Raw genomic sequence first — 23823 nt, 5'->3', positions numbered from 1 at the left:
GGTACAATTGAAGTGTATAATAAGAATAATTATACAGTATCATTTATTATTAGTTACACACCACGCTACACCGACGCACCAGTTAGCGTTAGTCCCGTACCAACTTTTTGTAGTCAATACTGGCATTGTTCCAGTAAACATTGCAGTAATCGAAGTACCCGCCTAACCTAAGCCCGCTTCTAGCGGGCTATATTATTAAATGACTGAAATTTAATTTACGGAATAAACTTCAATGTTTCATTGTTATAATGAGCATTTAATATTTCAGCAATACTAGGTTCCGTATTAGAACCAATTACCAGATCGGCACAGGCTTTTACTTCATCGACGGCGTTACCCATAGCTACACCTAAGCCCGCACTTTGTAGCATACTCACATCATTTAAGTTATCACCAAAAGCGATAACATCCTTCATTGATAAACCCATAGACTCAACCCATTGTGTAAGGCGTTTACCTTTACTGTTACCTATTTGGGCTATATCTACTTGATCATGCCATGACCATTCGCAGGTAAGACCGATCTCACTTTTAACTATTTGAGCAAAGTTTTTTAATTTATCAATATCACTACCAGTTAGGGCAAACTTCCATATATTATCCACGTCATGGACAGCCGCCCCTAAAGAATTAACGTGTTTGAATACCGGGCGTTGATGTTCAGGTAAAGATCTAGCCCACGTTTCAGTACGGGTAATGTGTCCAGTTACTTGACTGTAAAACATTACATCGTCTGCATACATCAAGCCATGAACATTGTGTGCATCCAAAAGTGATACTAATTGCGTAGCTTGTTCTGGATGTAGGGTGTCAGAGGCCAACACCCGTTTTCCTACGTAATCGTAAAGCAATGCCCCGTTACAACATATAGTAGGTGTATCTAAATCCAATGCCTGATAAAAGGGATGGATTGCTACATGATGTCGTCCGGTTACTATCACTATCTTTGCACCAGATTTACGGGCATTCTGAAGGGCTAGTATGGATTCAGACAGGATTGTTTTCTGTGGGGTAAGTAACGTGCCGTCGAGGTCAAGGGCAATAACTTGAAAGGTCATTTCATGTACACATATGAAGTTGATAGATAAACTGATAGTACATGAATGGGGATAGGTCAAAAAGGCAGAAGTAAAATTACTTAAAAATCAATTGGTTAGTTTTATTTAATCGGGAACTAGGATGTTGTTATATTTCAATGACCTAGATTTTTTGTATAAAGTGCAACCTATACAAATAGGTGCCGTTGCAGCAAATAGCAGGTGTTTCCAGCGCCAGCGCCTGATAAAAAGGATGAATAGCAACGTGATGGCGACCAGTGACAATGATAAGTTGAAAGCCCGCCTCTTTGGCGCGTGATAGCGCGTCAAGCGAGGAGGGGAGTAAGGTTTTATGCGGGGTTAATAACGTTCCGTCTAAATCGAGGGCAATCACGCGTGCAGTCATAATTTTTTCCAGATTAAGAGTAATAATTCCGTCTGTCGGCATGGTACACCGGGACGGTAAGCAGACAAAATTCTGCGTCTGAATTCAGCATTCGCCGTCAAAAGCGACTACGTTAAGCTGTGTCCTGTTATTGCAGCTACATGCCATATGCAAAGGAGTATTCATGAAACAAACAGTCTATACCGCCAGCCCTGAGAGTCAGCAAATTCACGTCTGGAGCCTGAACCACGAAGGGACGCTGACGCTGGTGCAGGTCGTGGATGTGCCCGGTCAGGTTCAGCCGATGGTGGTCAGTCCGGATAAACGCTACCTCTATGTCGGCGTACGCCCGGAGTTTCGTGTCCTGGCGTATCGTATTGCGCCGGATGATGGCGCGCTGACGTTTGCCGCCGAATCCGCCCTGCCGGGTAGCCCGACCCATATTTCTACCGATCATCATGGTCGTTTTGTCTTTGTCGGATCGTATAACGCCGGTAATGTCAGCGTGACGCGCTTACAGGATGGCCTGCCGGTTGAGCTGGTGGATGTGGTGGAAGGGCTGGACGGCTGCCACTCGGCAAATATTACGCCTGATAACCGTACCCTGTGGGTGCCTGCGCTAAAACAGGATCGCATTTGTCTGTTTACGCTAAGCGATGACGGCCATCTGGTGGCCCAGGAGCCGGCGGAAGTAAATACAGTTGAAGGGGCAGGCCCGCGTCATATGGTCTTCCACCCGAATCGACAATATGCGTATTGCGTCAATGAACTGAACAGTTCGGTGGATGTCTGGCAGCTTAAAAATCCGCATGGCGAGATAGAGTGCGTACAAACCCTGGATATGATGCCCGCCGATTTTTCCGATACCCGTTGGGCGGCGGATATTCATATTACGCCGGATGGACGGCATCTGTATGCCTGTGACCGCACCGCCAGTCTGATTACCGTCTTTAGTGTCTCCGAAGACGGCAGCGTACTGAGCGTTGAAGGCTTCCAGCCGACGGAAGCCCAACCGCGCGGCTTTAATATCGACAACAGCGGGAAATACCTGATTGCTGCGGGTCAAAAATCACATCATATCGCGGTCTATGAAATTACGGGCACTCAGGGGTTGCTGACGGAAAAAGGCCGTTATGCCGTCGGCCAGGGGCCAATGTGGGTTGTGGTGAACGCGTACTAAAGCGCTGTGTGCCGGAGGGCGGCGGGCTGGAGCTCACCAGGGCAGGATGCCTGATTAATTTCAATAAACATCGCTTGCAGTAAAACCACGGGTCGCCACATCTGCTGCGGCGGCCCGTTTATAAGCCTGAACCGGAACGGCGATTACTGCTTAGGTTCTGCCACCACTTTACTGCCTACACCGCGGTTGTTGTATTCCCACATGCGGTTGTAGTTAGTGTCGTTCAGATTACGCAGCACCTCGCCTTTGTCATCCACGGTTCCCGTATTTCCGGCAAACGGACGTTTCGAGATGACCGCGTCGGCCCACGGTTTGGCAACGTTGAAGCCCTCGTTAATCACGCTGTCGCGGATCACTACCTGACCGTTGGTGTTGGCGTCGACATCCAGCGAGCGGCCAAGCTGCGCAACGCCATCGCCGGAGGCGTTAAAGCGGCTGTTGATCGCCAAAAAGCCATAGTAAATATTGGACAGCGTCGCCGGGGCGAAGACGTAGGCTTCCTGCTGTGTGCGGGAGTTGACGACCTGGAAGTTGGTGTTATCGAACACCACGGCGCCGCGTCCGGAAACCATATCCACATCGCCTTCAATATAGCTGTTCGTCACCAGCGTACGCGGCTGACGATCGGTTTGCAGACGGTTCTGCACGCCGCTGTTGGTCACAAAGAAGGTGTTCTGGCGGCCAAGGATATTGACCTTGTTAATCTGGACTTTGTCGCCATCGGTACGCAGCGCCACCGCCGGATGGTTTCCGGCATCGACACTGTCGCCCAGCGTGTTCTCGATGGTCAGATTTTGTAGCTGCAGACCGTTATTCTGCGACCAGAACGCGGCAGAACACATCACACCGATCGTCGCGGCGTGTTTGCTTTGGCAGTTATCGAACATATACCAGGCGGGTTTACCAGGCATATATTTCCCGCCGGGATTCACCGCGCGGCGCCAGTCAGCGACGCTCATTTCACCATCAATCGCCATCCCTATTTTCACATCGATCGGTTTTTCACCGGTCCCGTACAGGGTCAGACTTCCCGGCGCGGCGGGAACATACACGGTCCCCTGATAGTCGCCCGGCATAATAGCAATGTACTGGCGTTTGTTCGTGCGTTTAACCATTGCCGCATCGACCGCGGCCTGAATTGAGGTGTGCGTAACGCCTGGCGTACCTGCCGGCCCCACCACAAAGTCAGGCTGTGCGGGCAGGGTAATCGGCGACGGTGACCACGGGGCGGTATTCGGCGTCAGGGAGGCAAAATAGTGCGCCGCAACGAAGTTTTTCGCTTCATTTGCCGACAGAATTGGGCGCGAGGCGGTGCCAGGCGCGGTTTGATCGGAAGGGATCTGATCGGGTGGCGTAGAGCTACAGGCGCTCAGCGTCACGCCAAAAGCCAGTGCCAGCGCCAGACGGGAAACCGATAATGTATTCACAGGTTGCTCCGGGCTTGAAAAAGTTAAATGACATCCATTGAAGCCTGCTTTTTTATACTAAGTTGAACGTATAAAAAAGTCTTTCTGTTCAAAATTTTACGCAACGAAGGTCACTATTAGTCAAAATAAAATCACTAGCTGATTTCTATTCTCTCCCACTCTCTCCCGCGATCGTTCCTGTATTGCGCAGCCATGCTATCAGACTTATGTCCGAGAAGGTGCTGCGCAAATCTTTCGCCATACTGTTTCTCATAGAGCCTTGCAGACAGGCTGCGTATCTCATGAAATGTTGGCGGTTCTCCGCTGAAAGAAAGTCCAGATTCCTTGCGTGCGCGCATAAAATACCTTGATACCGTCCCTGATGAAAGCGCTTCGCTTCGTGTAGAGGAAATTATTGTTTCTCCTTGCGAGAGTGATTTACATCTCTTCAGCGTATCTGAAAGCGAAAGGTTAGCTGCATCAATCTTAATCGTTACCGGTATCGCCAGTTTTGCTCCTGTCTTTTGTTGTTGTACGTGTAGAAATCCTTCTGAAATGTCAACCCATTTCATTGCACAGATATCACTAACACGCTGCCCGGTAAGTAATGCTATCTCCATAGACAGTTTCACCCATGGCGGCTGCTTCCCGGCAGCATCATATATTTTCATGAATTCATCGGTGGTTAATCTGACCCTTTTAACTTCAGATTTAGCGGTCCTTGTGGCCGTGACTGGGTTTGAGTGTATGAAGCCTTCAGCTATAGCTTCTCTGAAAATGTCATTCAACGTCGATCTGATTAACTTTGATGTGGCCGACTTTCCTTCTGAAACATAATCATTGAGAATGGTGGCAATATCCCTGGTTGTTATATCTGACAATGGAATGTCCTGAAACCGCTCCTTTATGGCTCTTATTTTGCTTCTGTAATCAGCAAGTGTTTTAGGCCTGAGTCCTCTGACTGATATGATGCTGTCATATTTTTCCAGCCATGCGTGCATAGTCATTGCATCTTCATTATTGATCCGCGACGTAAGACTTTTTCGCTCAGCGCTGGAAAATAACTCAATGTTCGCCTGAACTGCTTCAGTTACTGCGATTCTCCGGTCGCGACCTAACCCAAACTCCTTACCCGTCCTTGGGTCTCGATAACAATAATAACCGTTGTTCCTGATATACAAGTTTGGAGGCAAATCACGGCGTTCATGGCTTCGCCTTCTTCCCATCTCTAATCCTCTTCAAAAGTCTGCCTGTTGGCTTATTTTTAACGTCGATTTTTACTGCGTTCTCATGAAACAGATACTCCCTTCCATCCTTAAGCGGAGGAGGGGAGATTCGACACTCTCTAACCCAGCGTCGAACTGTCTCAAGGCTTCTTGGCCTTGGCTGTCGCTGGTTCCATTCTGGAAGCGTTAAGTACATCTCATTACCTCTGCAAATTCACGCAAGAAAAAACCAGCGCAAGGCTGGTTATTGGATATCTTGAGAAATGCACAGGCCTCATCGAGTGTGAGACTGTGTGATTCCATGGTTACCTTCCTAATACTGAAGCGAGAAGAGCAATCTCTACAAGAAGCTCAATAAATCCGAAAATTGCTATACCTGCGTAAACCGCGCCATCAATATCCCCGCGGCGACAAAGATAGGTGGCACTGATCACAAGAATCATCATTCACTCCATAAAACAAAACTCGCCGTAGCGAGTTCAGATAAAAGAAATCCCCGCGAGAGCGAGGATTGTTATTGCTGCGGCGGATTTGGAAGTGGTATCCAGTGAGTTACTCTTGGCTCACCTGCTGTATTTACCGTATTCGGCCCGATTCGAAATGTGCTGCCGGTATACTCAGCATCTTTGATAAGTGGCGTAACCACATTGCTATTAAATTCGACAAACGCAATAAGTCGCTGTCCTTTCTCCGGTAGTTGATCGCTTACAGGAATCCAACAATCCGGAGTTGCCGGAGAGTTCAACTTGTTAGTTTCACTTACAGTCTCGTTAAGTTTTGCTGAATTGAGCATTGCGTCTCGGCAGTCGTTCCAGCCCTCCGCATACGTCTCATTGACGCCATCTAAATGACAGGTCTGCAGATCCATCGCATCAGGCGCTACCGGCGCTGGCTGGGCGGTGTAAAAATACGGACTGATAGTCCACTTTTTATTCCAGAAATCTCGCGTTTTCTTGGCTTCCTCTAGCGTTGCAACACTACAGCCAACTTTTCCGCACTCTCTGACGACGTGGTAGCCGGCTGGCTCTTGGTTATCAGCCTTGCGGCGTTCCTGTAGCTCGCGCAGCGCCAACAGCTCGATATCCTCAGGATAATCCCAATCACCGTCCCAAAAATCACGGCTGGCAGAACGTCGGTCCTCAATCGCGTTAATTCGCGCTTTGATCTTCTCGTCTGTTAGTTTGTTATTCATTCCGGGAACCTCATCCAGTGCGTAACCTCATCGCCTCCCATTTTGTAAACAGGAAACTCGTCGGGATAAAAACAATCATCGCTAAAATCAGCAACCCATTGCACACCATCAATATTTTTAACGATTACTGTTGATTCATCCTCTGGCAATTCCTCATCAATTGAAATCCACCGAAATGATTTGCGGCGTTCCTGTAGCTCTGTGACAGCGCAGGCCGCTTTATTTAGCAATTCAGCCATAGTTTTTGCGCCTGCACGTCGGCCACTTTGAAAATAAAAAGTGGAACCGTAGAATAATTTCAAAGCCAGCTCATTGATTTCTTCGTCTGTTAGTTTGCTATTGGTCATTTAAAAATCCCCGTCGCCTATAGATAAGTAGTGGCTAGCTGATAGGGCGACCATCAAACTACCCGCTTCAGAATCACCCAGCAGCAAGTTAAACCCACCCGACGCTGTGTAATAATTCGCGTCCGGGAACTCCTGTTTAACCTCGTCCAATAGCGCCGCCAACGCCTTCGTCAGCCGATTAAATCGGCGCTCAATATTCGGTAATTTCTCATCTAACAGCCTGTACGCCTCGCCCCAGTCGTCGATACGTTCGATTAATTCTTCTGTAGTCATTCTGTTACCGCCCTTATGGGGCGATCTCCGTTAATTATTATTCTGGAATTACCAGTTCAATATCGTCAGGTGCCTGGATAGCGAGCATTGGGCTATAACCGTTTTCATAAACACTGTATGAAACAGGCCAGGAAGGTAACGGGCAATTCTCAATAACCTGGCTTATGCCAATGCTCCACAGACCAGAATCCATGTAAAAGCCAACAACCAGCATCTCGCCATCGCCTGATTTCAGGTGATAAATACCCGGCTCTCTGTAACAGCCAACTTCCTCTCTGATTGCACCTTCGCATTCGAGCAAGTCATCACTTGCGCCGTAAAATCTTAGTTCTTTCATCTGTCACTCCCCATTCACGCCAATGACAGCGTCGGCCAATGCTGCGTTAACCTCCGCCTCCGGATATGCATAAATCTCTCGATGCGCATCTGTGAAATCTCGGCGATGAAGGACGATAATGGGTTCCGGTAGTATCACGGTCCGCGCCTCCAGTTCTGCCACCCGGTGAGCTTCACGGGTTGCAATTCCCGCGTATTCAATCAGGCGTTTGTCCAGCTCGGCGATGCGCTTCTCTGCGGCTTCCAACTTCTTGTAGAGAGCATCCCAGCTTGTTGAGTTATCAAGAACCAGCTTTGTAACTCGCTCTTCACGTGATTTGTAATGCTCCAGTTCATCCAGCAGCGCCAGCACTGTAGCCGGATTGGCTGCAGCGATGAATTCAGCATTGGCCTGCTGTTCCATTTGGAAATCTTCATCGAAACCGCTTTCAGGATGCGCTCCTTCAATTATGCAAATAGGAAGATATCCAACAACTTCACGATGAATTAGCGCATCACCAGCATCAAGTTTCTCCTCTCCATATTCGAGCGACCACACACCACACGTTGCTTTCTCTGCCTTTTCACGCAGTGCCTGATAGTTAATTTTGGTCATATCACATCACCCTGAAGCCGTTGCATTTACGTAAGAAATCGCAGATATAGCCCTTCATTTTTTCATGCCAATCTCGATCATTCCCATTGCACCAACCATCAGGTGGAGTCCAGTTTTCTATCAGAGCAGCCATTTTCTTTGCTTTCGCCGGAGTAGCTGTTGCGGTATCGCAGTAATGACGAGTGTCAACCAACGCATCCATACCATCGATATCAAGTACGCAAAACCATGTGTGATTCGGAATTCCTACAGGTGGTATTTGTTGCCCACGTCGACGTTTATCAATAAGATATACACTCACTGGTTGCCTCCTTTGCGCCACATCGCATTCAGATATTTGTTTTGATTCACTGACAGAAAAGAATTTCTCTTAAGCAATTCCTCTCTCGATGGCATTGGCTTTACGCGTTGGCGAATAATCATTTCTGCCGGAAGAATGCCGGGATTGTATGCAAGTCCTCTCATGGAAAATTCCTCAGTCATTACTGATAGCGCCATAGCGTGAGCGGTAATTACGCAGGAGCGGGTCGATATATTCAGGGAAGTGGGTATATGTGGCTTTGCGGAATGGTCGGATTGATGTCTGGTAAATTCGCTCTCGTTCTTCTTTCTCTGCAAGCCATATACAGTGGCGAAATTCCTTTTCCTCTTTCGTTTCCTGCGGTAGCGACATTATCAGGTCGTAGTTCTTTCTGAATTTTTCCAGCACCTCCGATACGGAATTGCCGGAACAGCGGCGCGGGTCATCCGCACCATATAGAGGCGCTGGCATAATTTACTCCAGGGTAGGTTATCCGAATAATGTGGTACGTATAGGGTTATTTCTTTCGTAAACGTGATAGCCTGCTTTTTACCGACTCTTCACTTCGCCCGAGAATTTTTGCTACATTTCTTTGTGTATAGCCTGATGAGATAAGCGTCTGCATTCTTTTGTCTTCGTCGTCGCTCCATCTTGGCTTAACGAATGCCGTTTTTAATGACAGTTTTTTTGCTATGTAATAAAACTGATTTATGTTTAGGCCCAGATGTTCTGCTGCACGGCAAGCTACCATGCTACCGCAAACTGACTCCATCTCCGCTGGAGTTATGTTTAATCTTCTCATTAAGCCACCTGTTTAAGCTCATTTATTCTGATATTCATTACCTGAACGCATTTTGTCTGCGCATCATCGTGACCATCCAATAATTGCCAGTCATGCTGATAACGCTCAATTAGCTTTTTCTTGTCAGTTTCTGTTGCTGCATAATCGCTGAAGTCTTTCAGGATTTGTTCGCAGTCAACCGATGGAGATTTCTGGTTGGTATTTTCTGGTGATGGTTGATTGCATGATGCTGGCATGGCCCAGTCCGGCAGCGATGGAGGGAGCCAGTAAAATCCTGTTCCATCCTTCAGTTTGGCCCTGTGCCATCCTTGTTTCTTATCACTGGATATCTGCGCAAAACCTTCCTCAAGGTTATACAGATACCGACCAATTCCCCACTGAACGGCAGCACGCTTCATTGCGCCGGAGCGACCACCTTTGACGGCTTCTACCTGTGTGTTTTCAGCAGCATCCCATTTAGTTACCCATTCGGAATCAATCTTGATTGATATGCCGCATTCAACGCCACCGTTGTTGGGAATATCGCGGTATTCATTGCGCCATCCTGCTTTGCCGCAAACATCGTCCAGGCGTTTCATGATTGCCCTGTTCGTGACATAAGCCAGCACCATAGCCCACACTTTGCCATCGCGTGTTTTACCGCTTTGCTGTATTCGCCACTCAATATCTTCAGCTGCGAACGGTTCATCTAACTGATCCAGATTCATGAGTAATACCCCGCAAATTCATCCCAGCTAATAACCGGATTCTGCCGTTCTGCGGCTAAGTTAATTTGCTGCTCCACTTCCTCATCAATTTCAGGAGAAATGAGAGAAATAAATTCTTCATCATCAAAATCATGCAACATGACGCGCCTCCCATTCTTCGTCCTGCCACTTATCCCAACCAAGAGCTATTCCGGCAGCCCATGTATACGCATCAGACATTCCCTGTTTTGTATCCGGAAATACTTTCTCATATAGCTTGTTGAACTCCCTGTTTCCTTGCTGAACAAGAATTGTTCCGTTAACAGGCGTAATAGTCATGGCGTGGCACTCCTGGCTGATTAAGAATTTCACCGAGACGTTTCCATCCGGCCCGTAATTTTCTGGTTATACGCTCTAAAAGTGATTCATTAAGTTGGGCGATACCCATGACGGCACCGCCCGCGATAGCAAATGTCATCGTGGGATTCTCCATTTTTATTTATTGGCATAGCGAAAACGCCTCGATATGAAGCGCTGTGGATATGCGATAAAAAAGCCGCCCTGACTGCGAGCGGCAAATAACATCAAGGGATGATTTTTCGATTAACCAGAACGAGTCGTCGTCCTCGTTTGGTTACGAGCGATATTGCTCCGTGTATTCACTCACTGGAATGAATACACAGTGCTTATTCGCTTTCTATCTCTTCAAACCCCCAATCCATTCTTTCCCATGCAACATCCTTCATAATTTCATCCTTATCCCCTTCACTGTATGAGTCCCATTCATCATCAGAGATACCAAGATCCTCTTCAATGTCAATTTCCTGCTTATAGCAGGAATGAATATTTGCGCCTGAATCTAGCCAAACTTTAAATTTTCTGCCCATTTAAAATTTCTCATCATATTTATGCGATATTGCTCACATAGCAGACTGCGCAATCTGCTATAGGTGCATCACTCACACGCTACAAACTCACCATCTTTATCCAGTTGATACCATGTATTCGGCATAATACCGTTCTCGCCAACTTTGCTTGCTCGGATATGAATTAACTCGCCTTCTTCATCTCGATAGCAAAGCACAATAGCTCCGCCTTCAGATGCCCTGGCTTTCCCTTCTATTCCGAGTGATGCCGCTACGGATTGCGATCCAGACACTTCCGCTGCTGACTGGTTGCCAGTGTTGGTTGCTGCTGACCAGTCGCCAGTGTTGGTTGCTGCTGACTGGTAGCCAGTGTTGGTTGCTGCTGACCGGTAGCCAGTGTTGGTTGCTGCTGACCGGTAGCCAGTGTTGGTTGCTGCTGACTGGTTGCCAGTGTTGGTTGCTGCTGACTGGTAGCCAGTGTTGGTTGCTGCTGACTGGTAGCCAGTGTTGGTTGCTGCTGACCAGTCGCCAGTGTTGGTTGCTGCTGACTGGTAGCCAGTGTTGGTTGCTGCTGACTGGTTGCCAGTGTTGGTTGCTGCTGACTGGTTGCCAGTGTTGGTTGCTGCTGACTGGTTGCCAGTGTTGGTTGCTGCTGACTGGTAGCCAGTGTTGGTTGCTGCTGACTGGTAGCCAGTGTTGGTTGCTGCTGACCGGTAGCCAGTGTTGGTTGCTGCTGACCAGTCGCCAGTGTTGGTTGCTGCTGACTGGTAGCCAGTGTTGGTTGCTGCTGACTGGTTGCCAGTCATGATCTGCTGTTCCAGCGATTTATCAATCTTGCTCCAAATCCACTCAATACCACGCTGAATGAACTGAGGTAGTGTTAACTCAGCTTTAATAGTAATGCTTGCGCTGGCGATTTTTGTGTCGCCACCTTCTTCTCGGTCAGTAACACCAAAAGATATTGTTTCCGCATAGCGGCTTTCTGCAGGCGGATAATAACTGAAAACATCGAAAGGACATTCACAGGCGTGAAATCCAGAACCGCAAGCCTCTACTTTTCCATCGTGATGGAAGGTTTCACCGATTGCAAACTGAAAGCCACGGCACTTTAGGTCTTTGTTAAATCCCTTGAATGTCACAATTTCTTTGGTCATGTTGTTATTCCTTAAATTTTGGCAATAAAAAAGGCCGCATTGCGACCTGATTAGATGAGAGGTTTGCTGCCTGAATAATTATCTAGCGGTAATTTGCCCGCACTTACGATGACCTGCTGCGTAAAGCGCTACGTCTGGAAGACACACGCCAGTTTCTGGTGGCTTATGTCCAAACTCATTTGCGTATACAATGGCTGCCCGCTCCAGATGGCGTCTGTACTCTTCCAGTTGCCAGAATGCATCTTTCGCCATGAACTGAAGTGATTTTGCGTCTTCAATACGTTTTGGCGTTTCATGTTTTCCTTTGGCCTGAATCTGTACACGGCTAAGGGTGGGGCGGTGTAATACTTCTGAACTGGCTGTAGTCTCATTCTGAAGCGCAGCGCGACGTTCGCGGCGACGACCTGATGCTGAACCATTGAAAGCTGTTCTGCGTGTCATAGTGACCTCCTGATGAACTTTGGTGATGCGATGCCAGATGCTTATCTTCTGGTTGCCTCGATGGACTGCAATTCATCGCATCCCAAAGCTCACTTTGGTCGTTCCGGCTTTTCAGCCGCGTAGATTCATCACTGAATCGTTGTATGTTCACCGTCCTAGTGAGTAGTGCGTCCTGTTGATGGGTTTAGTATACGGATAGTAAACATCATTGCAAATACATTTTGTATCCTATTCGCAGTTTTGTTTACAATGTGTTGATTTATAAAGTGATTTATTTTTATAAGCCCTCTATGCCATACTGTTCTGAACAAAAAACGAGCTAGGTATCAGTATGAAAAGCGAAGAGCTGGCGCAGTTGCGCTATCAGGAAATGTGCAGGATTGTCGGTGATGTCGTTTTTGCTATGGTTGCGGAGGGTCATGAGACTAAGCGAGTGGCTATAGCTGACGTGATACGAACTGAGTTAGCGAAGGGGCTGGACAAGTGGGATATTGACCAGATTCAGGTTATGGAACTAGCGGTGAAGCTACTGGAAGAGTAGGTATCTGGGTGGTGACAAAGTGGCGGGAAAATGGATGAAATAGCGATGCGTTGGCATAATTATCAATGAGTTACGTTGACGGGCGAATGGTTGACGTAGGGATCGGCAGGAAAAGTAAACCCGGCGCGGTGGCCGGGTTACTTATGCAGCTAATTTTGGAAGCCATAAACTTCTGCTTTCGAATGGAAGAACTTGGCTTACGTCGTTGAACAGCAGTATCAGTTGCTGCATTTGCGAGCCGATAGATTCATTGTCAATAACTACGTATCGATTGTTAACAGCGTTGTTGGCCTGATAAAGATCCATCAGCTTTCCAAGCAATGAATATGCGCTGTTCCATGATCCACCTTCTTTAATGCTTGAGGTAAATATGTATTTGGGCATTGCGGTTTTAATGGTAACAGGTATGACAATATTGTGACCACTCATGCCACTGACTTCCTCTCGAAGGGACATTAAATTTGATAGTGAACTTTTTGAGATGAAATCAATCACTTCAGCTTCAAATCTTTTAGATTGGTTAGATGAATACCAATCGATGGACATAGCTGAAGCAAGAATACCAGCCCTAATAACATCTGATGTTACCTTTCCAAGCTCACCTTCATCATGAGCCCACTTAAGAATTTCGCCTCTTTCATTTAGCTCAGCGCCTTCTCGCGCGAGTGCCTGCCTGATCACATCAAGGCGACTTTGGTTAAGTGAAATTCCACGAGCCTCCATGTTCATAAGTGCGTCGCATCGATCAGTTACTTTGAAACTCCCATTAATATGCTGTACGAATGCGCCAACATGCTCCCCATCGTCACAATAGGGAAACGGACTGATTATTCTCAAGGACTCTTCACCTATGGGTAGGCATTCATAGCCGAGTCTGGAAATTATCGTTGAGCACATCATAGCAATGGAATTTGTCCCGAATCTTCTTGGGTCGGCAAAGGCAGTATTCCTTTGCATGTAACATTCAGTTTATAGCAGAAAAAGCGCCAGTGTCCTAACAAGTCATCCGGGGCTATCTTCTCGCGTATGATCAGACCTATTTCATACGGCAACGCTGATTCAAAGTAAAGGTGATAATGTGGGCCAAGAATGCTTTCAGCATAGTCAGGATGGCATACCCGGACTCTGTTAGTATGTCTATCATTTGGGTAAGAGTCCACACCAAAAATTCTTCGACCAAAGTAAAGCGCCACCATCTGAATTTTAGGGGAATCTCCGTATTCATCAGCTGGTCGCCACTGTAAAACAAACTTTAGGCCAGGCAAAGGTGAGCCATCCTCATAAGGTGTGATAGCCGTTTGTAACCACATCGGTGACCTGCCAGGTGGCGGCTTCTTACCCCATTTTATGCTGCTAACATCCACTATTTTCTTGGAGTTTATGACGCGATCAACATCCGACTGTAACAGAGGACTCTCGTTTTTCTTTGCCACTAGATATCCGTTTGCCTTTCTATGTTAGCCCATTGAATTAGTTAACAGAACCCAATCTTCTTGAATATCACCCAAACATCGCTTCAGTCCATCATCACCCGAATATCTCATCAGGCCACTGGCTGGCTACAACCTTACCTACAACCCTGCATTGTTCGTTACATGGCATTATTGGGAACTGAGGGTTTAGCGGTTGTAGGAATACTTGTCCGCTGTCTTTGATGAGCTTCTTAAAAGTGAACTCATCACCACATAACCTTGCAATGCAAAAATCGCCTGGGTCTACAGGATCTTCTGGGTCTACAAGAATCAGCATTCCTTCAGGAAAGCTTGGTCGTGATCCCGCTGGAGCCGTCATTGAGTGGCCTTCAACTTCAAGCCAGAAAGCTGCCTCACTGGCCTTTTTGGTTGTACTTACCCATTCCTCAGCATCTAGTTGAGTGAAGGTTCGAAATTCTGGTGTAAACATTCCAGCCTGAACATGAGAGAAGAATGGGTATTCAAATTGAGGTTTAACAGGCTTTTGTTCTGTTGACTCGCCAACGCTAAAGGTTCCGTCAGCGTTGAACCTCGCGTCTGTAACGCCAAGATATTGAAATATAGCTCCAATTTCTTGTATTGATGGGTTCCTTCTCCCGTTAAGCCAATGGCTAACAGCACCTTTGGTTACACCAAGGTGTTCAGCAACTTTATCCTGACTCAATCCAAGCTGATCAATCCTTTGCTTCGCTATGTCATACCAGTTCATTTTCATCCTTAAATTATACAATTTGTATCAAACAAGAACAGTCACAACCCGTAAACTATGTATTGCGATATTGAATACGATGTGTATACTCCTTGGTAAGGAGGAGCTTATGAATAATATTCGCAATTTTCGCGAGCGCTTCGGTTTAACGCAGGAAGATCTTGCGAAAGTACTAGGTTGTACGCGTGGTGCAGTTTGTCATTACGAGACAGGCAGAAGGGGAATGGATATCAATCTTTGTCGCGCTTTTATCAATGCGTTCAAAGAATACGGTTATGAACTAACCATAGACGATCTTTTTCCACCAAAGGCTGCGTAAGCAACACCACTCACAACGGACACTCGTCCTACGTCGCTGAAAAGCGAACTCCAGATAACAAATCAACCACAGGTTTATGCGCCAGTGCGCATAGCCACAACTAACTATTAACTACAGGAAATACTAAGTAATGGAACTCACAAATCACAGCAAAAAGATACGCGAAGTGGAAACAGAGCTTCGCGCCCGACTCGTATCAATGGGGCAGACAAATTTCGCAAAGATGGCGGGATGGTCTGATTCAAAAGTTAGCCGCCTGAACATTCAGGATATGGCGGTGACGTTCGTGCTTCTGGAGAAGGTATGGGAGACGAGCTTAATCAGGGAAGTAGCAAGGCAGGCAGTGGAAGCTGTGATGCCGGGAAATAAAAAACGCCCGGCGGATATTTTCGCTGAGAATCAGTTAACCATGAATTTTTAAGGATGGTCTTATGACTCCGTGTTTGGAATTTGGCGGTTTAAAGGACAGCAAGGGTTATGGAAGGGTTTGGATTAATGGGAAAAAAGTATTTGCTCATAGATTTGCTTATTGTGTGGCAAAAGGGATCCAGATTGAAGATATAGATGGCTTAGTAATTCGTCACGCATGTGACAATCCTTCTTGTATTTTACCTTCTCATTTATGTGCTGGGACAAGCCAGCAAAACGCAAATGACATGGTGGAGAGAAAAAGGCAGGCATTTGGAAGCAGGAATGGTAGGGCAAAATTAACTGAAGATGATGTAAGAAACATCATTAGTGAATATATACCAAGACACCCCTTATTCAACACAAGGGCATTATCAAAAAAATATGGAGTAACGCCAAATTATATAGCTGCTATTTGCAGAGGTGAAAAATGGAAGCACATAAAAAAATAAAACGCTCAGTGTGCAAGACCGAGCGTTCTGACCAAATCCAGATGGATTTCTAAGGGTATCAGGAGAGGTAATTATATGCGAAAAACTCCGGAAAATAAACGCGTTAATCACCAAAAAGATTTACTGCGTGACCAGTTTTATCAGGGTGTTAATCCTGCAATAGCCGCGCCACTGAGAGAAATACTTAACAAGTACAAAACTTCGGAGAAGTCAAAATGAGCATGAACTTGATGGCGAAGGCCATGAGCATAAAGGTTGGCAACCCATTGAGAAAACTGGTTCTTATAAAGCTTGCCGATAACGCCAATGATGAAGGAGAGTGCTGGCCTTCATATCAACATATCGCTGACCAATGTGAGGTGAGCAGATCAACCGTAAAAAGCCACATTAGAGCACTTGAAGATATGGGGCTCCTGAAAAGGGAGTTCAGAAGAAAAGGAGAGCTTAACCAGTCAAACGTTTTTTATCTGACGCTGGATAATGCACAACAAATTCCACCAGAATCAGGTGGGGTAGGAGCTGACCGGGGTGGGGTAGGAGCTGACCGGGGTGGGGCAGGAGCTGACCTAGGGGGTGGGGCAGGAGCTGACCCCAGAACCTATCACTCTTTTGAACCAGTCAAGGAACCTTTAGAACGCAAGAAAAAACCATCTTCGATGCCGGAAGGATTTTCACCATCGGCATCACATCAGAAAATGGCAGAAGAGTTCGGGATATCCTTACAGGATGAGTTTGATAAATTTACCGACCATCACCTCAGCAAGGGGAGCAAATTCATTGACTGGAGTCGCGCCTTAAATACCTGGCTCAGAAATGCCAGGGGATTCCAAAAATCTCGCGCTTGTAACTCTTTCTCAAGGCCATCATCCGCAATCACTGTATCGAAAACTGGCTACGTGTTTTTCGACAGGTGAACCATGAAATCAAAAATCAAATCGCTACTGGTCGCTGGTTATAACCACGGCTGGTTAAGTATTTCGTTTGTCGATTTCTGGTTTAAAAATCTCAATCTGAGGGAATTATGACACCGAGTGAACTTAGCAACCTGCTTTGGGCGCAGGTTGACAGGGTGGCTCCTCACCTGTTGCCAAACGGCAAGAAAGAGGGGCATGAGTGGGTTGCCGGTAACGTCAACGGTGACAAGGGAAACAGCCTTAAGGTCAACCTTAGCGGCAAGAAAAAATGGGCTGATTTCGCTGAGGGAGACGGCGGTGACATGCTTGATTTGTGGATGGCATGTCGTGGAATTAACCTGCATCAGGCTATGCAGGAAGCGAAAGCATTTCTCGGTATCAAGGATGACGATCACCATTTCGATGCCAAACGTGAGAAGAAATTCTCCAGACCTGATCGCAAGAAAATCGCCCGCTACGTTACCAGAACAGAATCCCATCTTGAGTACCTGCAATCGCGTGGCATATCGCCAGAAGTCGTAAAGCGCTACGAGGTTGTCAGCGGAAAGGTGTGGAATGGAGAACGAGAACTGGATGCTCTGGTGCTTCCGTACAAACGCGATGGTGAGTTGTTGCAGGTCAAGCGAATCAGCACTGATCGCCCTGACGGGAAGAAAGTCATTATGGCAGAAGGTGATTGCGAACCTTGTCTGTTCGGATGGCAGGCTCTGGACGCTGGCGTGAGGGCGGTTGTACTTTGCGAAGGCGAAATTGATTGTATGAGCTATGCGCAATACGGCATCTCGGCGTTATCCGTGCCGTTTGGTGGCGGGAAAGGCGCCAAGCAACAGTGGATTGAGTTCGAATACCACAACCTCGACAGGTTTGAAGAAATATTCATTTCGATGGACGTTGACGATGTCGGGCGTGAAGCAGCAAGGGAAATCGCAAGCCGACTTGGTGAGCATCGCTGTCGTCTGGTTACACTGCCACACAAAGATATCAACGAATGCCTGATGAACGGCGTCACTGAGGATGAAATCTGGCAGTACATCGGGACAGCGTCATATTTCGACCCAGAAGAGCTTTACAGCGCCCGTGAGTTTTATCAGGACACCATCAATGCTTTCTACGGCAAGCAGCAGTATCTGTTTAACCCACCGTGGGAAACGCTGGCTTACAACTTCCAGTTCCGTGAGGCGGAGTTAACTCTTGTCAATGGCGTGAACGGTCACGGAAAAACGGAGGTTGTCGGGCATATGGCACTTGAGGCCATGAGGCAGGGGGTAAAAACATGCGTCGCATCACTTGAACTGAAGCCCGGGGTTTTGCTTAAACGCCTGACCAGGCAGTCAACATGCTGCAAAATGCCACCAGTACTGGAAATCGAATCAGCATTTAAGTTTTACGATGACCGGCTCTGGTTATTTGGCCTGACAGGTACAGCCAAGGCTGAACGCCTGATTGAAATTTTCACATACGCCAGACGGCGATACGGCATCCAGTTATTCATCATCGACAGCCTCATGAAGTGCGGTATTGGCGATGACGATTACAACGGGCAAAAGGCGTTTGTTGATTCGCTGTGCGACTTCAAGAATAAAACCAACTCTCACATTATCCTCGTCACTCACTCCAGAAAGGGAGACAGCGAGGAGAAACCTACCGGAAAGATGGACGTAAAAGGCTCAGGAGCGATTACAGACCTGACGGATAACCTGTTTATCATCTGGCGCAATAAAGCTCGCGAGAGAGCGTTACAGCGCGTTCATGCTGGAGAGCAGATTAACGAGAAAGACCAGCAACTTCTTGCTGCGCCCGCATCTGTTTTAATGCTTGAGAAGCAGCGAAACGGGGAAGGGTGGGAAGGTGGTGTGCCGCTATTTCTTGACGAGCAGTCTCACCAGTTCCTGCAAATGGAAGGTGCGTCACCATACAACTATATCGCTAACATGCCGAAGTCGGAGTATGACGAAGTGTGGCGGCAGGAGAACGTTACGGAGTACTGAATGACCATCTACATCACTGAGCTTGTAACAGGCCTGCTGGTAATCGCAGGCCTTTTTATTTGGGGGAGAGGTAAGACATGAAAAAACTAACCTTTGAAATTCGATCTCCAGCACATCAGCAAAATGCCATTCACGCAGTACAGCAAATCCTTCCAGACCCAACCAAACCAATCGTAGTAACCATTCAGGAACGCAACCGCAGATTAGACCAAAATCGGAAGCTTTGGGCTTGCCTTGGTGATGTCTCACGTCAGGTTAACTGGCATGGACGATGGCTTGACGCTGAAAGCTGGAAGTGTGTGTTTACCGCAGCATTAAAGCAGCAGGATGTTGTTCCTAACCTTGCCGGGAATGGCTTTGTGGTAATAGGCCAGTCAACCAGCAGGATGCGTGTAAGCGAATTTGCGGAGCTATTAGAGCTTATACAGGCATTCGGTACAGAGCGTGGCGTTAAGTGGTCAGACGAAGCGCGACTGGCTCTGGAGTGGAAAGCGCGATGGGGAGATCTGGCTGCATGACTATCAAATCAAATACGCCAGCACACGACAAGGACTGCTGGCAAACGCCGCTTTGGCTTTTTGATGCACTGGATGTTGAGTTTGGATTCTGGCTGGATTCGGCAGCGAGCGACAAAAATGCTCTGTGCGCTCACTGGCTAACTGAGGCCGACGACGCGCTCAATTCTGAGTGGGTAAGCCACGGTGCAATCTGGAATAACCCACCGTACAGCAATATCAGGCCGTGGGTGGAAAAAGCCGCTGAGCAGTGCATACAACAACGACAGACGGTAGTGATGCTTGTGCCAGAGGATATGTCAGTCGGATGGTTCAGCAAGGCTCTGGAGAGCGTCGACGAAGTTCGCATTATCACTGATGGACGGATTAATTTTATCGAACCATCGACAGGGCTGGAGAAGAAGGGAAACAGCAAAGGCTCCATGCTGCTGATTTGGCGACCGTTCATCAGTCCTCGACGGATGTTTACTACCGTATCCAAAGCGGCATTGATGGTGATCGGGCAGGGCGTCAGGAGGGCGGCATGAGACGACAGCGACGAAGTATCACCGACATAATCTGCGAAAACTGCAAATACCTTCCAACGAAGCGCTCCAGAAATAAACCAAAGCCAATCCCCACAGAAAGCCAGGTCAAGACATTCGATTATGTCTACGGATTGTTGCAGTCCAAGTGGAACCGCATGAGGAAAACGCGATGATTGACCCCAATCGAAGTTATGAGCAAGAGAGCATAGCAAGGGCAATGTGCGCCGGATGTAACAAGCAACTGGCACCTGATGAAATTTACGCCTGTGCAGAATGTGTTAACGAATGGCTGGTATATCGCGATCCGAATGGAGATATGTCGAATGAGGAAGGTAAGGCGGCGTTGTAAGAACGAAGAGTGCAGGGAATGGTTCTTCCCGCAATTTCAGAACCAACAGTGGTGTTGTGTTGATTGTGGTACGAAGTTAGCACTCGAACGACGAAACAAAGAACGCGAAAAAGCGGAAAAAGCAGCAGAGAAGAAACGACGACGAGAGGAGCAGAAACAGAAAGATAAACTGAAGATTCGAAAACTCGCACTACAACCCCTCAGCTACTTCCACAAACTTACCCAGCAAGCCTTTAACGAATACATCCGCACCCGAGATGTGGGAGATCCCTGCATAAGCTGCGGCAGGCTTACCGGCGCAAAAATAAACGCAGGTCATTTCCGTACTGTCGGCGCATCACCAGAAACCAGATACGACGAAACCAACTGCCACGCTCAATGTGAGCATTGTAATTCGTATCTGTCGGGGAACATCGGCGCATACCGACCAAGGTTAATCGAAAAAATCGGACAGGAAGCCTACGACAGGTTAATGGGTCCACACGAGCGGAAGAAATGGACGCGAGAAGAGTTACAGGAACTGGCGAAGTATTACAGGCAGAAAACGAAAGAGCTGCGCAACAGCAGAAGTGAGGCCGCATGACTTTCTTAGTAAAAACCATTCCAGACATGCTCATAGAGACATACGGGAACCAGACAGAAGTCGCCCGGCGCTTATCGTGCCACCGCAACACAGTAAGGCGTTATCTGTACGACAAAGAAGCCAGGTATCACGCCATCGTTAACGGCGTTTTAATGATTCATCAGGGCGGGAGAGGTGTCTATGACCGTAACCAGCATTAACCAGGCGAAACAGCAGCGTGAACGTGACGAGGCTGAATTACGCAGCGTCAGAGAGATGACGGAGCAACACCAGAAGGCGATGGATTATCTGCATGAGCGAGAGCGTGAACTGGTGAACCGGCTTGGATTGAACAAGACATCGGGAGGCGATGCTGCATGAATTTGGAAAACACTGTGAAATTCCACTCTCCGAAGTCTCCTCAACTATCAGATTCACCGAGAGCAACGGCATCAGACTCACTGACTAATACCGATGTGATGGCAGCATTTGGTATGGTTCAAAGTCGCGCTCCGCTCGGGTTCAGTGCTTTCAGCGGCAAAATGAACCTGAGCGATAACGACAAACGGAAGGCAATTCAGTTACTGGTACAGCATGGTATGAAGCATTGCGACAAGGTGGCTGCCTTACGCAAACTTGATACCAATGTTAAAGGGAAAGTAGTGCAAACGCTCGCAACTTTCGCGTATCAGGATTACTGCCGATCGGCGGCTAGTAATGCCATGTGTTCTTGCTGCAATGGGCGCGGAGTCTTAAGGAAAAAGGAGAGAATCGTTAAGCATCCCGGGTGTGGTGAGAAAACTCCTGCAAGGACGGCTGTGGAGGTAACGGAATCACTATGCACTAAATGCAATGGCGCAGGTGTTGTATCTACATCTTGCGTTAAATGCCGCGGGCGTGGCGTAGCGCTGGACAGGAAGAAATCAGAACTACAGGGCGTTCCAGTTTATTCATCCTGCAAGCAGTGCTCAGGGCGTGGGTATGAGCGCATACCCGCGGCTTCATGCTTTCGTGCAATATGTCAGTTCACCGATGCAATTTCACCAGGCGTATGGGATAAGGCTATTAAGCCATTCTATGAGTCATTAATTAGCAAGGTTGAAATGGAGGAGTCTGCTGCAAATGTAGTTTTATCGAAAGTTACCAGCTAAGTTTTACTCCGATAACGATTGCATCTTGCAAAATGACGAAAAGTAGAATATCATAACCCTAACAGTAGAAATCCGTCCTTTGTTAAGATGGATTAAAAAGAAAGCCCGAGGCAAAAACCACGGGCTTTTTGCATTTCTGGCGCGACATTTCTGAAAGCGCCCTCCCAAACACCAGAACATCTCAGATGCCTTCTAACTTTCGTGGTTACGGGTAGGGCGTTTTACACATATGAAAAGCCCAGCACTATGGCCGGGCTTCGTGAAGTGGGCGGCAAGAGACTGCGCTAACAGCCTCCTGCCTGATTTGCTCACGCCGTTAATCGCGAACAAACCACGTTACTGATAAACGTATCCTGGATTTGTTCACTCAACAACCACGTTAATTCCTAAATTGAACAGATCCCCGCACTCAGGGGGTGAGAAAATGAAGATGGACGAAAGATACAGCAATGCTTCATACGGTAGCGCTGGTCTTGCGGCTTTCTTTGCCAGTCTTTCTCTACAGGACTGGGGCTTCATCATTGGCGTCGCGTTCAGCATTATCCTCGGCGTTCTGACTTACCGGCTCAACAAGCGTGAGCAAATGAAGCGAACGAAGATACTGCAGGACATTTTGAATAAAACCGACTCCAGAAATCCATCAGCTACAGCCACGGTTATCGCCGAACTCGGTCAGAAAGCACCAAAGGAAATCTGATGAACAGCACCCTTCGAAAAAGCGTACTGGCAGCCGTTGGTGGTGGGGCTATCGCAATAGCTTCTGTACTGATTACTGGGCCAACTGGTAATGATGGTCTGGAGGGGGTCAGATATAAGCCATACCGCGATGTTGTTGGTATTTGGACAGTTTGTTACGGGCATACCGGGAACGACATCATGATCGGCAAGACTTACACAGAATCTGAGTGTAAGGCGCTGCTGAATAAAGACCTGAACACGGTCGCCAGGCAAATTAACCCGTACATCAAAGTCGATATACCGGAAACAACGCGCGGCGCTCTTTACTCGTTCGTTTACAATGTTGGCGCAGGAAACTTCAGAACATCGACACTTCTTCGCAAAATAAATCAGGGTGATATCAAAGGCGCATGTGACCAGTTACGTCGCTGGACGTACGCTGGCGGTAAGCAATGGAAAGGGCTGATGACTCGCCGTGAGATTGAGCGTGAAGTCTGTTTGTGGGGGCAACAATGAGCAGAGTAACCGCGATTATCTCCGCTCTGGTTATCTGCATCATCGTCTGTCTTTCGTGGGCTGTTAATCACTACCGCAATAACGCAATCGACTTCAAAAAGCAGCGCGATGATGCAACTCACAGCCTGAAGCTGGCGAACGACACGATCACCGACATGCAGACCCGGCAGCGCGATGTCGCCGCACTGGATGCCAAATACACCGGAGAACTGGCTGATGTTCAAAGCAAGCTGGATGATTTGCAGCGCTGCGTTGCTGCTGGTAAGTGCGGGCTGCGCATCAACCTCGCAACCTCAAAAGGTAACACCGCCACCACCTCCGGTGTGGATGATGCAACAACCGCCAGACTTGCTGACTCCGCTCAACGGGATTATTTCACTCTCCGACAGCGAATCGAAACCAGCAACAAAATGATCCTCGGTCTTCAGGACTACATCAACTCGCAGTGCCTGAAATGATTTGTGCAACCCCGCAAGGATGGTGATCACATCTTAA

At 47.6% G+C, this 23823-nt stretch carries 42 protein-coding genes and 2 pseudogenes; 18 read left to right on the top strand and 26 right to left on the bottom strand.

All coding sequences use genetic code 11. The annotated features are described in order from the left end of the window. Nucleotides 1-215: 215 nt before the first annotated feature. A complete protein-coding gene (locus LDB27_RS14845; RefSeq protein WP_000143911.1) occupies nt 216-1058 on the bottom strand; it encodes a pyridoxal phosphatase in 843 nt (280 codons plus the stop codon). Nucleotides 1059-1218: 160 nt separating this feature from the next. Then, nucleotides 1219-1443: pseudogene (locus LDB27_RS14840) on the bottom strand (HAD-IIB family hydrolase); the annotation flags it as partial. A gap of 163 nt (nt 1444-1606) precedes the next feature. Here LDB27_RS14840 and pgl point away from each other — a divergent pair. Then, nucleotides 1607-2602 carry a 6-phosphogluconolactonase gene (pgl, locus tag LDB27_RS14835; protein ID WP_000815468.1) on the top strand — a complete coding sequence of 332 codons (996 nt, stop codon included), beginning with the start codon at nt 1607-1609 and terminating at the stop codon, nt 2600-2602. 143 nt (nt 2603-2745) lie between these two features. On the opposite strand, the gene LDB27_RS14830 is transcribed toward pgl, so the two are convergent. The 21 genes and pseudogenes from LDB27_RS14830 to LDB27_RS14730 all read right to left on the bottom strand — a co-directional run bounded on the left by LDB27_RS14830 (nt 2746) and on the right by LDB27_RS14730 (nt 12227). Continuing rightward, nucleotides 2746-4029, bottom strand: a complete 1284-nt coding sequence (locus LDB27_RS14830) for a putative acyl-CoA thioester hydrolase (RefSeq protein ID WP_001094763.1) — start codon at nt 4027-4029, stop codon at nt 2746-2748. 134 nt (nt 4030-4163) lie between these two features. Continuing rightward, entirely contained in the window at nt 4164-5234 is a 1071-nt protein-coding gene (locus LDB27_RS14825; protein WP_225519867.1) for a tyrosine-type recombinase/integrase, read from the bottom strand. After that, nucleotides 5212-5430 carry an excisionase gene (locus tag LDB27_RS14820; RefSeq protein WP_001556007.1) on the bottom strand — a complete coding sequence of 73 codons (219 nt, stop codon included), beginning with the start codon at nt 5428-5430 and terminating at the stop codon, nt 5212-5214. The genes LDB27_RS14825 and LDB27_RS14820 overlap by 23 nt, the downstream gene beginning before the upstream one ends. A 20-nt stretch (nt 5431-5450) precedes the next feature. After that, a pseudogene (locus LDB27_RS14815) lies at nt 5451-5537 on the bottom strand (DNA-binding protein); the annotation flags it as partial. Between the two features lie 2 nt (nt 5538-5539). After that, a complete protein-coding gene (locus LDB27_RS14810) occupies nt 5540-5680 on the bottom strand; it encodes a hypothetical protein (RefSeq protein ID WP_157747414.1) in 141 nt (46 codons plus the stop codon). 68 nt (nt 5681-5748) lie between these two features. Then, complete coding sequence (locus tag LDB27_RS14805; protein WP_001060562.1) at nt 5749-6426, bottom strand: DUF551 domain-containing protein; 678 nt, start codon at nt 6424-6426, stop codon at nt 5749-5751. After that, complete coding sequence (locus LDB27_RS14800) at nt 6423-6773, bottom strand: DUF551 domain-containing protein (RefSeq protein ID WP_000185077.1); 351 nt, start codon at nt 6771-6773, stop codon at nt 6423-6425. The genes LDB27_RS14805 and LDB27_RS14800 overlap by 4 nt, the downstream gene beginning before the upstream one ends. Next, nucleotides 6774-7046, bottom strand: coding sequence for a hypothetical protein (locus LDB27_RS14795; RefSeq protein ID WP_000206020.1), 273 nt, complete (start codon nt 7044-7046; stop codon nt 6774-6776). Nucleotides 7047-7083: 37 nt separating this feature from the next. After that, on the bottom strand, nt 7084-7383 hold the full coding sequence (locus LDB27_RS14790; protein ID WP_000661511.1) for a hypothetical protein: 300 nt from the start codon (nt 7381-7383) through the stop codon (nt 7084-7086). A 3-nt stretch (nt 7384-7386) separates the two neighbouring features. After that, nucleotides 7387-7977, bottom strand: coding sequence for an ead/Ea22-like family protein (locus LDB27_RS14785; protein WP_052942525.1), 591 nt, complete (start codon nt 7975-7977; stop codon nt 7387-7389). Nucleotide 7978: 1 nt separating this feature from the next. Beyond that, nucleotides 7979-8278: a hypothetical protein gene (locus LDB27_RS14780; RefSeq protein WP_000118152.1), complete on the bottom strand. Its 300-nt coding sequence runs from the start codon at nt 8276-8278 to the stop codon at nt 7979-7981. Beyond that, on the bottom strand, nt 8275-8442 hold the full coding sequence (locus LDB27_RS14775) for a DUF2737 family protein (protein WP_072104056.1): 168 nt from the start codon (nt 8440-8442) through the stop codon (nt 8275-8277). Before LDB27_RS14775 ends, LDB27_RS14780 begins: the two co-directional genes overlap by 4 nt. Before the next feature lie 10 nt (nt 8443-8452). Further along, a complete protein-coding gene (locus tag LDB27_RS14770; RefSeq protein WP_225519866.1) occupies nt 8453-8749 on the bottom strand; it encodes a phage anti-RecBCD protein in 297 nt (98 codons plus the stop codon). A gap of 46 nt (nt 8750-8795) precedes the next feature. Then, complete coding sequence (locus LDB27_RS14765; protein WP_052945355.1) at nt 8796-9080, bottom strand: sigma-70 family RNA polymerase sigma factor; 285 nt, start codon at nt 9078-9080, stop codon at nt 8796-8798. Next, on the bottom strand, nt 9080-9787 hold the full coding sequence (locus LDB27_RS14760; protein ID WP_225519865.1) for a Rad52/Rad22 family DNA repair protein: 708 nt from the start codon (nt 9785-9787) through the stop codon (nt 9080-9082). The genes LDB27_RS14765 and LDB27_RS14760 overlap by 1 nt, the downstream gene beginning before the upstream one ends. Then, the gene (locus tag LDB27_RS14755; RefSeq protein WP_170873650.1) at nt 9784-9927 is read right to left on the bottom strand and encodes a hypothetical protein; all 144 of its coding nucleotides are present in this window, start codon (nt 9925-9927) and stop codon (nt 9784-9786) included. Before LDB27_RS14755 ends, LDB27_RS14760 begins: the two co-directional genes overlap by 4 nt. Continuing rightward, nucleotides 9917-10105 (bottom strand): DUF5444 family protein, encoded by a 189-nt coding sequence (locus tag LDB27_RS14750; protein ID WP_000156731.1) that lies wholly within the window; start codon nt 10103-10105, stop codon nt 9917-9919. The genes LDB27_RS14755 and LDB27_RS14750 overlap by 11 nt, the downstream gene beginning before the upstream one ends. Then, nucleotides 10086-10244, bottom strand: a complete 159-nt coding sequence (locus LDB27_RS14745; protein WP_006831706.1) for a protease FtsH-inhibitory lysogeny factor CIII — start codon at nt 10242-10244, stop codon at nt 10086-10088. The genes LDB27_RS14750 and LDB27_RS14745 overlap by 20 nt, the downstream gene beginning before the upstream one ends. Before the next feature lie 208 nt (nt 10245-10452). Further along, a complete protein-coding gene (locus LDB27_RS14740; protein WP_001539177.1) occupies nt 10453-10653 on the bottom strand; it encodes a hypothetical protein in 201 nt (66 codons plus the stop codon). 68 nt (nt 10654-10721) lie between these two features. Further along, a complete protein-coding gene (locus LDB27_RS14735; RefSeq protein WP_225519864.1) occupies nt 10722-11786 on the bottom strand; it encodes a hypothetical protein in 1065 nt (354 codons plus the stop codon). 78 nt (nt 11787-11864) lie between these two features. Further along, nucleotides 11865-12227: an antitermination protein gene (locus LDB27_RS14730; protein ID WP_225519863.1), complete on the bottom strand. Its 363-nt coding sequence runs from the start codon at nt 12225-12227 to the stop codon at nt 11865-11867. Between the two features lie 331 nt (nt 12228-12558). On the opposite strand from LDB27_RS14730, the gene fumD reads away from it, so the two are divergent. Beyond that, complete coding sequence (gene fumD / locus LDB27_RS14725) at nt 12559-12768, top strand: fumarate hydratase FumD (RefSeq protein WP_023229427.1); 210 nt, start codon at nt 12559-12561, stop codon at nt 12766-12768. Nucleotides 12769-12909: 141 nt separating this feature from the next. Here the strand turns inward: fumD and LDB27_RS14720 are convergent, their stop codons facing one another. The 3 genes from LDB27_RS14720 to LDB27_RS14710 form a co-directional block, all read right to left on the bottom strand. Continuing rightward, nucleotides 12910-13668: a DUF1828 domain-containing protein gene (locus LDB27_RS14720; protein ID WP_031608838.1), complete on the bottom strand. Its 759-nt coding sequence runs from the start codon at nt 13666-13668 to the stop codon at nt 12910-12912. Then, the gene (locus LDB27_RS14715; protein WP_024140157.1) at nt 13665-14201 is read right to left on the bottom strand and encodes a hypothetical protein; all 537 of its coding nucleotides are present in this window, start codon (nt 14199-14201) and stop codon (nt 13665-13667) included. Before LDB27_RS14715 ends, LDB27_RS14720 begins: the two co-directional genes overlap by 4 nt. A gap of 94 nt (nt 14202-14295) precedes the next feature. Next, nucleotides 14296-14949, bottom strand: a complete 654-nt coding sequence (locus LDB27_RS14710; RefSeq protein WP_079918903.1) for a LexA family protein — start codon at nt 14947-14949, stop codon at nt 14296-14298. A gap of 109 nt (nt 14950-15058) precedes the next feature. On the opposite strand from LDB27_RS14710, the gene LDB27_RS14705 reads away from it, so the two are divergent. The 16 genes from LDB27_RS14705 (at nt 15059) to LDB27_RS23840 (ending at nt 23786) form a co-directional block, all read left to right on the top strand. Next, on the top strand, nt 15059-15268 hold the full coding sequence (locus LDB27_RS14705) for a helix-turn-helix transcriptional regulator (RefSeq protein ID WP_001059982.1): 210 nt from the start codon (nt 15059-15061) through the stop codon (nt 15266-15268). Between the two features lie 130 nt (nt 15269-15398). Next, nucleotides 15399-15689, top strand: a complete 291-nt coding sequence (locus LDB27_RS14700; protein ID WP_080187966.1) for a CII family transcriptional regulator — start codon at nt 15399-15401, stop codon at nt 15687-15689. 10 nt (nt 15690-15699) lie between these two features. Beyond that, nucleotides 15700-16128 carry an HNH endonuclease gene (locus LDB27_RS14695; RefSeq protein WP_080187965.1) on the top strand — a complete coding sequence of 143 codons (429 nt, stop codon included), beginning with the start codon at nt 15700-15702 and terminating at the stop codon, nt 16126-16128. A gap of 215 nt (nt 16129-16343) precedes the next feature. Beyond that, the gene (locus LDB27_RS14690) at nt 16344-17042 is read left to right on the top strand and encodes a helix-turn-helix domain-containing protein (protein ID WP_225519862.1); all 699 of its coding nucleotides are present in this window, start codon (nt 16344-16346) and stop codon (nt 17040-17042) included. A 107-nt stretch (nt 17043-17149) separates the two neighbouring features. Further along, on the top strand, nt 17150-19030 hold the full coding sequence (locus LDB27_RS14685; RefSeq protein WP_225519861.1) for a toprim domain-containing protein: 1881 nt from the start codon (nt 17150-17152) through the stop codon (nt 19028-19030). 77 nt (nt 19031-19107) lie between these two features. Next, nucleotides 19108-19548 carry a recombination protein NinB gene (locus LDB27_RS14680; protein WP_225519860.1) on the top strand — a complete coding sequence of 147 codons (441 nt, stop codon included), beginning with the start codon at nt 19108-19110 and terminating at the stop codon, nt 19546-19548. Further along, the gene (locus tag LDB27_RS14675) at nt 19545-20072 is read left to right on the top strand and encodes a phage N-6-adenine-methyltransferase (RefSeq protein WP_152652517.1); all 528 of its coding nucleotides are present in this window, start codon (nt 19545-19547) and stop codon (nt 20070-20072) included. The genes LDB27_RS14680 and LDB27_RS14675 overlap by 4 nt, the downstream gene beginning before the upstream one ends. Continuing rightward, nucleotides 20069-20245 (top strand): NinE family protein, encoded by a 177-nt coding sequence (locus tag LDB27_RS14670; RefSeq protein WP_043856233.1) that lies wholly within the window; start codon nt 20069-20071, stop codon nt 20243-20245. The genes LDB27_RS14675 and LDB27_RS14670 overlap by 4 nt, the downstream gene beginning before the upstream one ends. Further along, nucleotides 20242-20421, top strand: a complete 180-nt coding sequence (locus LDB27_RS14665) for a protein NinF (RefSeq protein ID WP_023217803.1) — start codon at nt 20242-20244, stop codon at nt 20419-20421. Before LDB27_RS14670 ends, LDB27_RS14665 begins: the two co-directional genes overlap by 4 nt. Then, complete coding sequence (locus LDB27_RS14660; RefSeq protein WP_080187658.1) at nt 20396-21004, top strand: recombination protein NinG; 609 nt, start codon at nt 20396-20398, stop codon at nt 21002-21004. The genes LDB27_RS14665 and LDB27_RS14660 overlap by 26 nt, the downstream gene beginning before the upstream one ends. Further along, on the top strand, nt 21001-21204 hold the full coding sequence (locus LDB27_RS14655; protein ID WP_080187657.1) for a phage NinH family protein: 204 nt from the start codon (nt 21001-21003) through the stop codon (nt 21202-21204). The genes LDB27_RS14660 and LDB27_RS14655 overlap by 4 nt, the downstream gene beginning before the upstream one ends. After that, the gene (locus LDB27_RS14650; RefSeq protein WP_000219139.1) at nt 21185-21364 is read left to right on the top strand and encodes a hypothetical protein; all 180 of its coding nucleotides are present in this window, start codon (nt 21185-21187) and stop codon (nt 21362-21364) included. The genes LDB27_RS14655 and LDB27_RS14650 overlap by 20 nt, the downstream gene beginning before the upstream one ends. Next, a complete protein-coding gene (locus tag LDB27_RS14645; RefSeq protein ID WP_001047567.1) occupies nt 21361-22134 on the top strand; it encodes an antitermination protein in 774 nt (257 codons plus the stop codon). The genes LDB27_RS14650 and LDB27_RS14645 overlap by 4 nt, the downstream gene beginning before the upstream one ends. A gap of 424 nt (nt 22135-22558) precedes the next feature. After that, a complete protein-coding gene (locus LDB27_RS14640) occupies nt 22559-22831 on the top strand; it encodes a hypothetical protein (protein WP_000781414.1) in 273 nt (90 codons plus the stop codon). Beyond that, nucleotides 22831-23328: a lysozyme gene (locus LDB27_RS14635; protein ID WP_088389705.1), complete on the top strand. Its 498-nt coding sequence runs from the start codon at nt 22831-22833 to the stop codon at nt 23326-23328. The genes LDB27_RS14640 and LDB27_RS14635 overlap by 1 nt, the downstream gene beginning before the upstream one ends. After that, nucleotides 23325-23786, top strand: a complete 462-nt coding sequence (locus LDB27_RS23840) for a lysis protein (protein WP_263857410.1) — start codon at nt 23325-23327, stop codon at nt 23784-23786. Before LDB27_RS14635 ends, LDB27_RS23840 begins: the two co-directional genes overlap by 4 nt. Nucleotides 23787-23823 lie beyond the last annotated feature (37 nt).

Source organism: Salmonella sp. JXY0409-18, from assembly GCF_020268625.1.
GTDB classification, from domain to species: domain Bacteria; phylum Pseudomonadota; class Gammaproteobacteria; order Enterobacterales; family Enterobacteriaceae; genus Salmonella; species Salmonella enterica.
The sequence above is the reverse complement of the archived record's forward strand: the minus strand, read 5'-3'. Positions and strand labels throughout refer to the sequence as shown.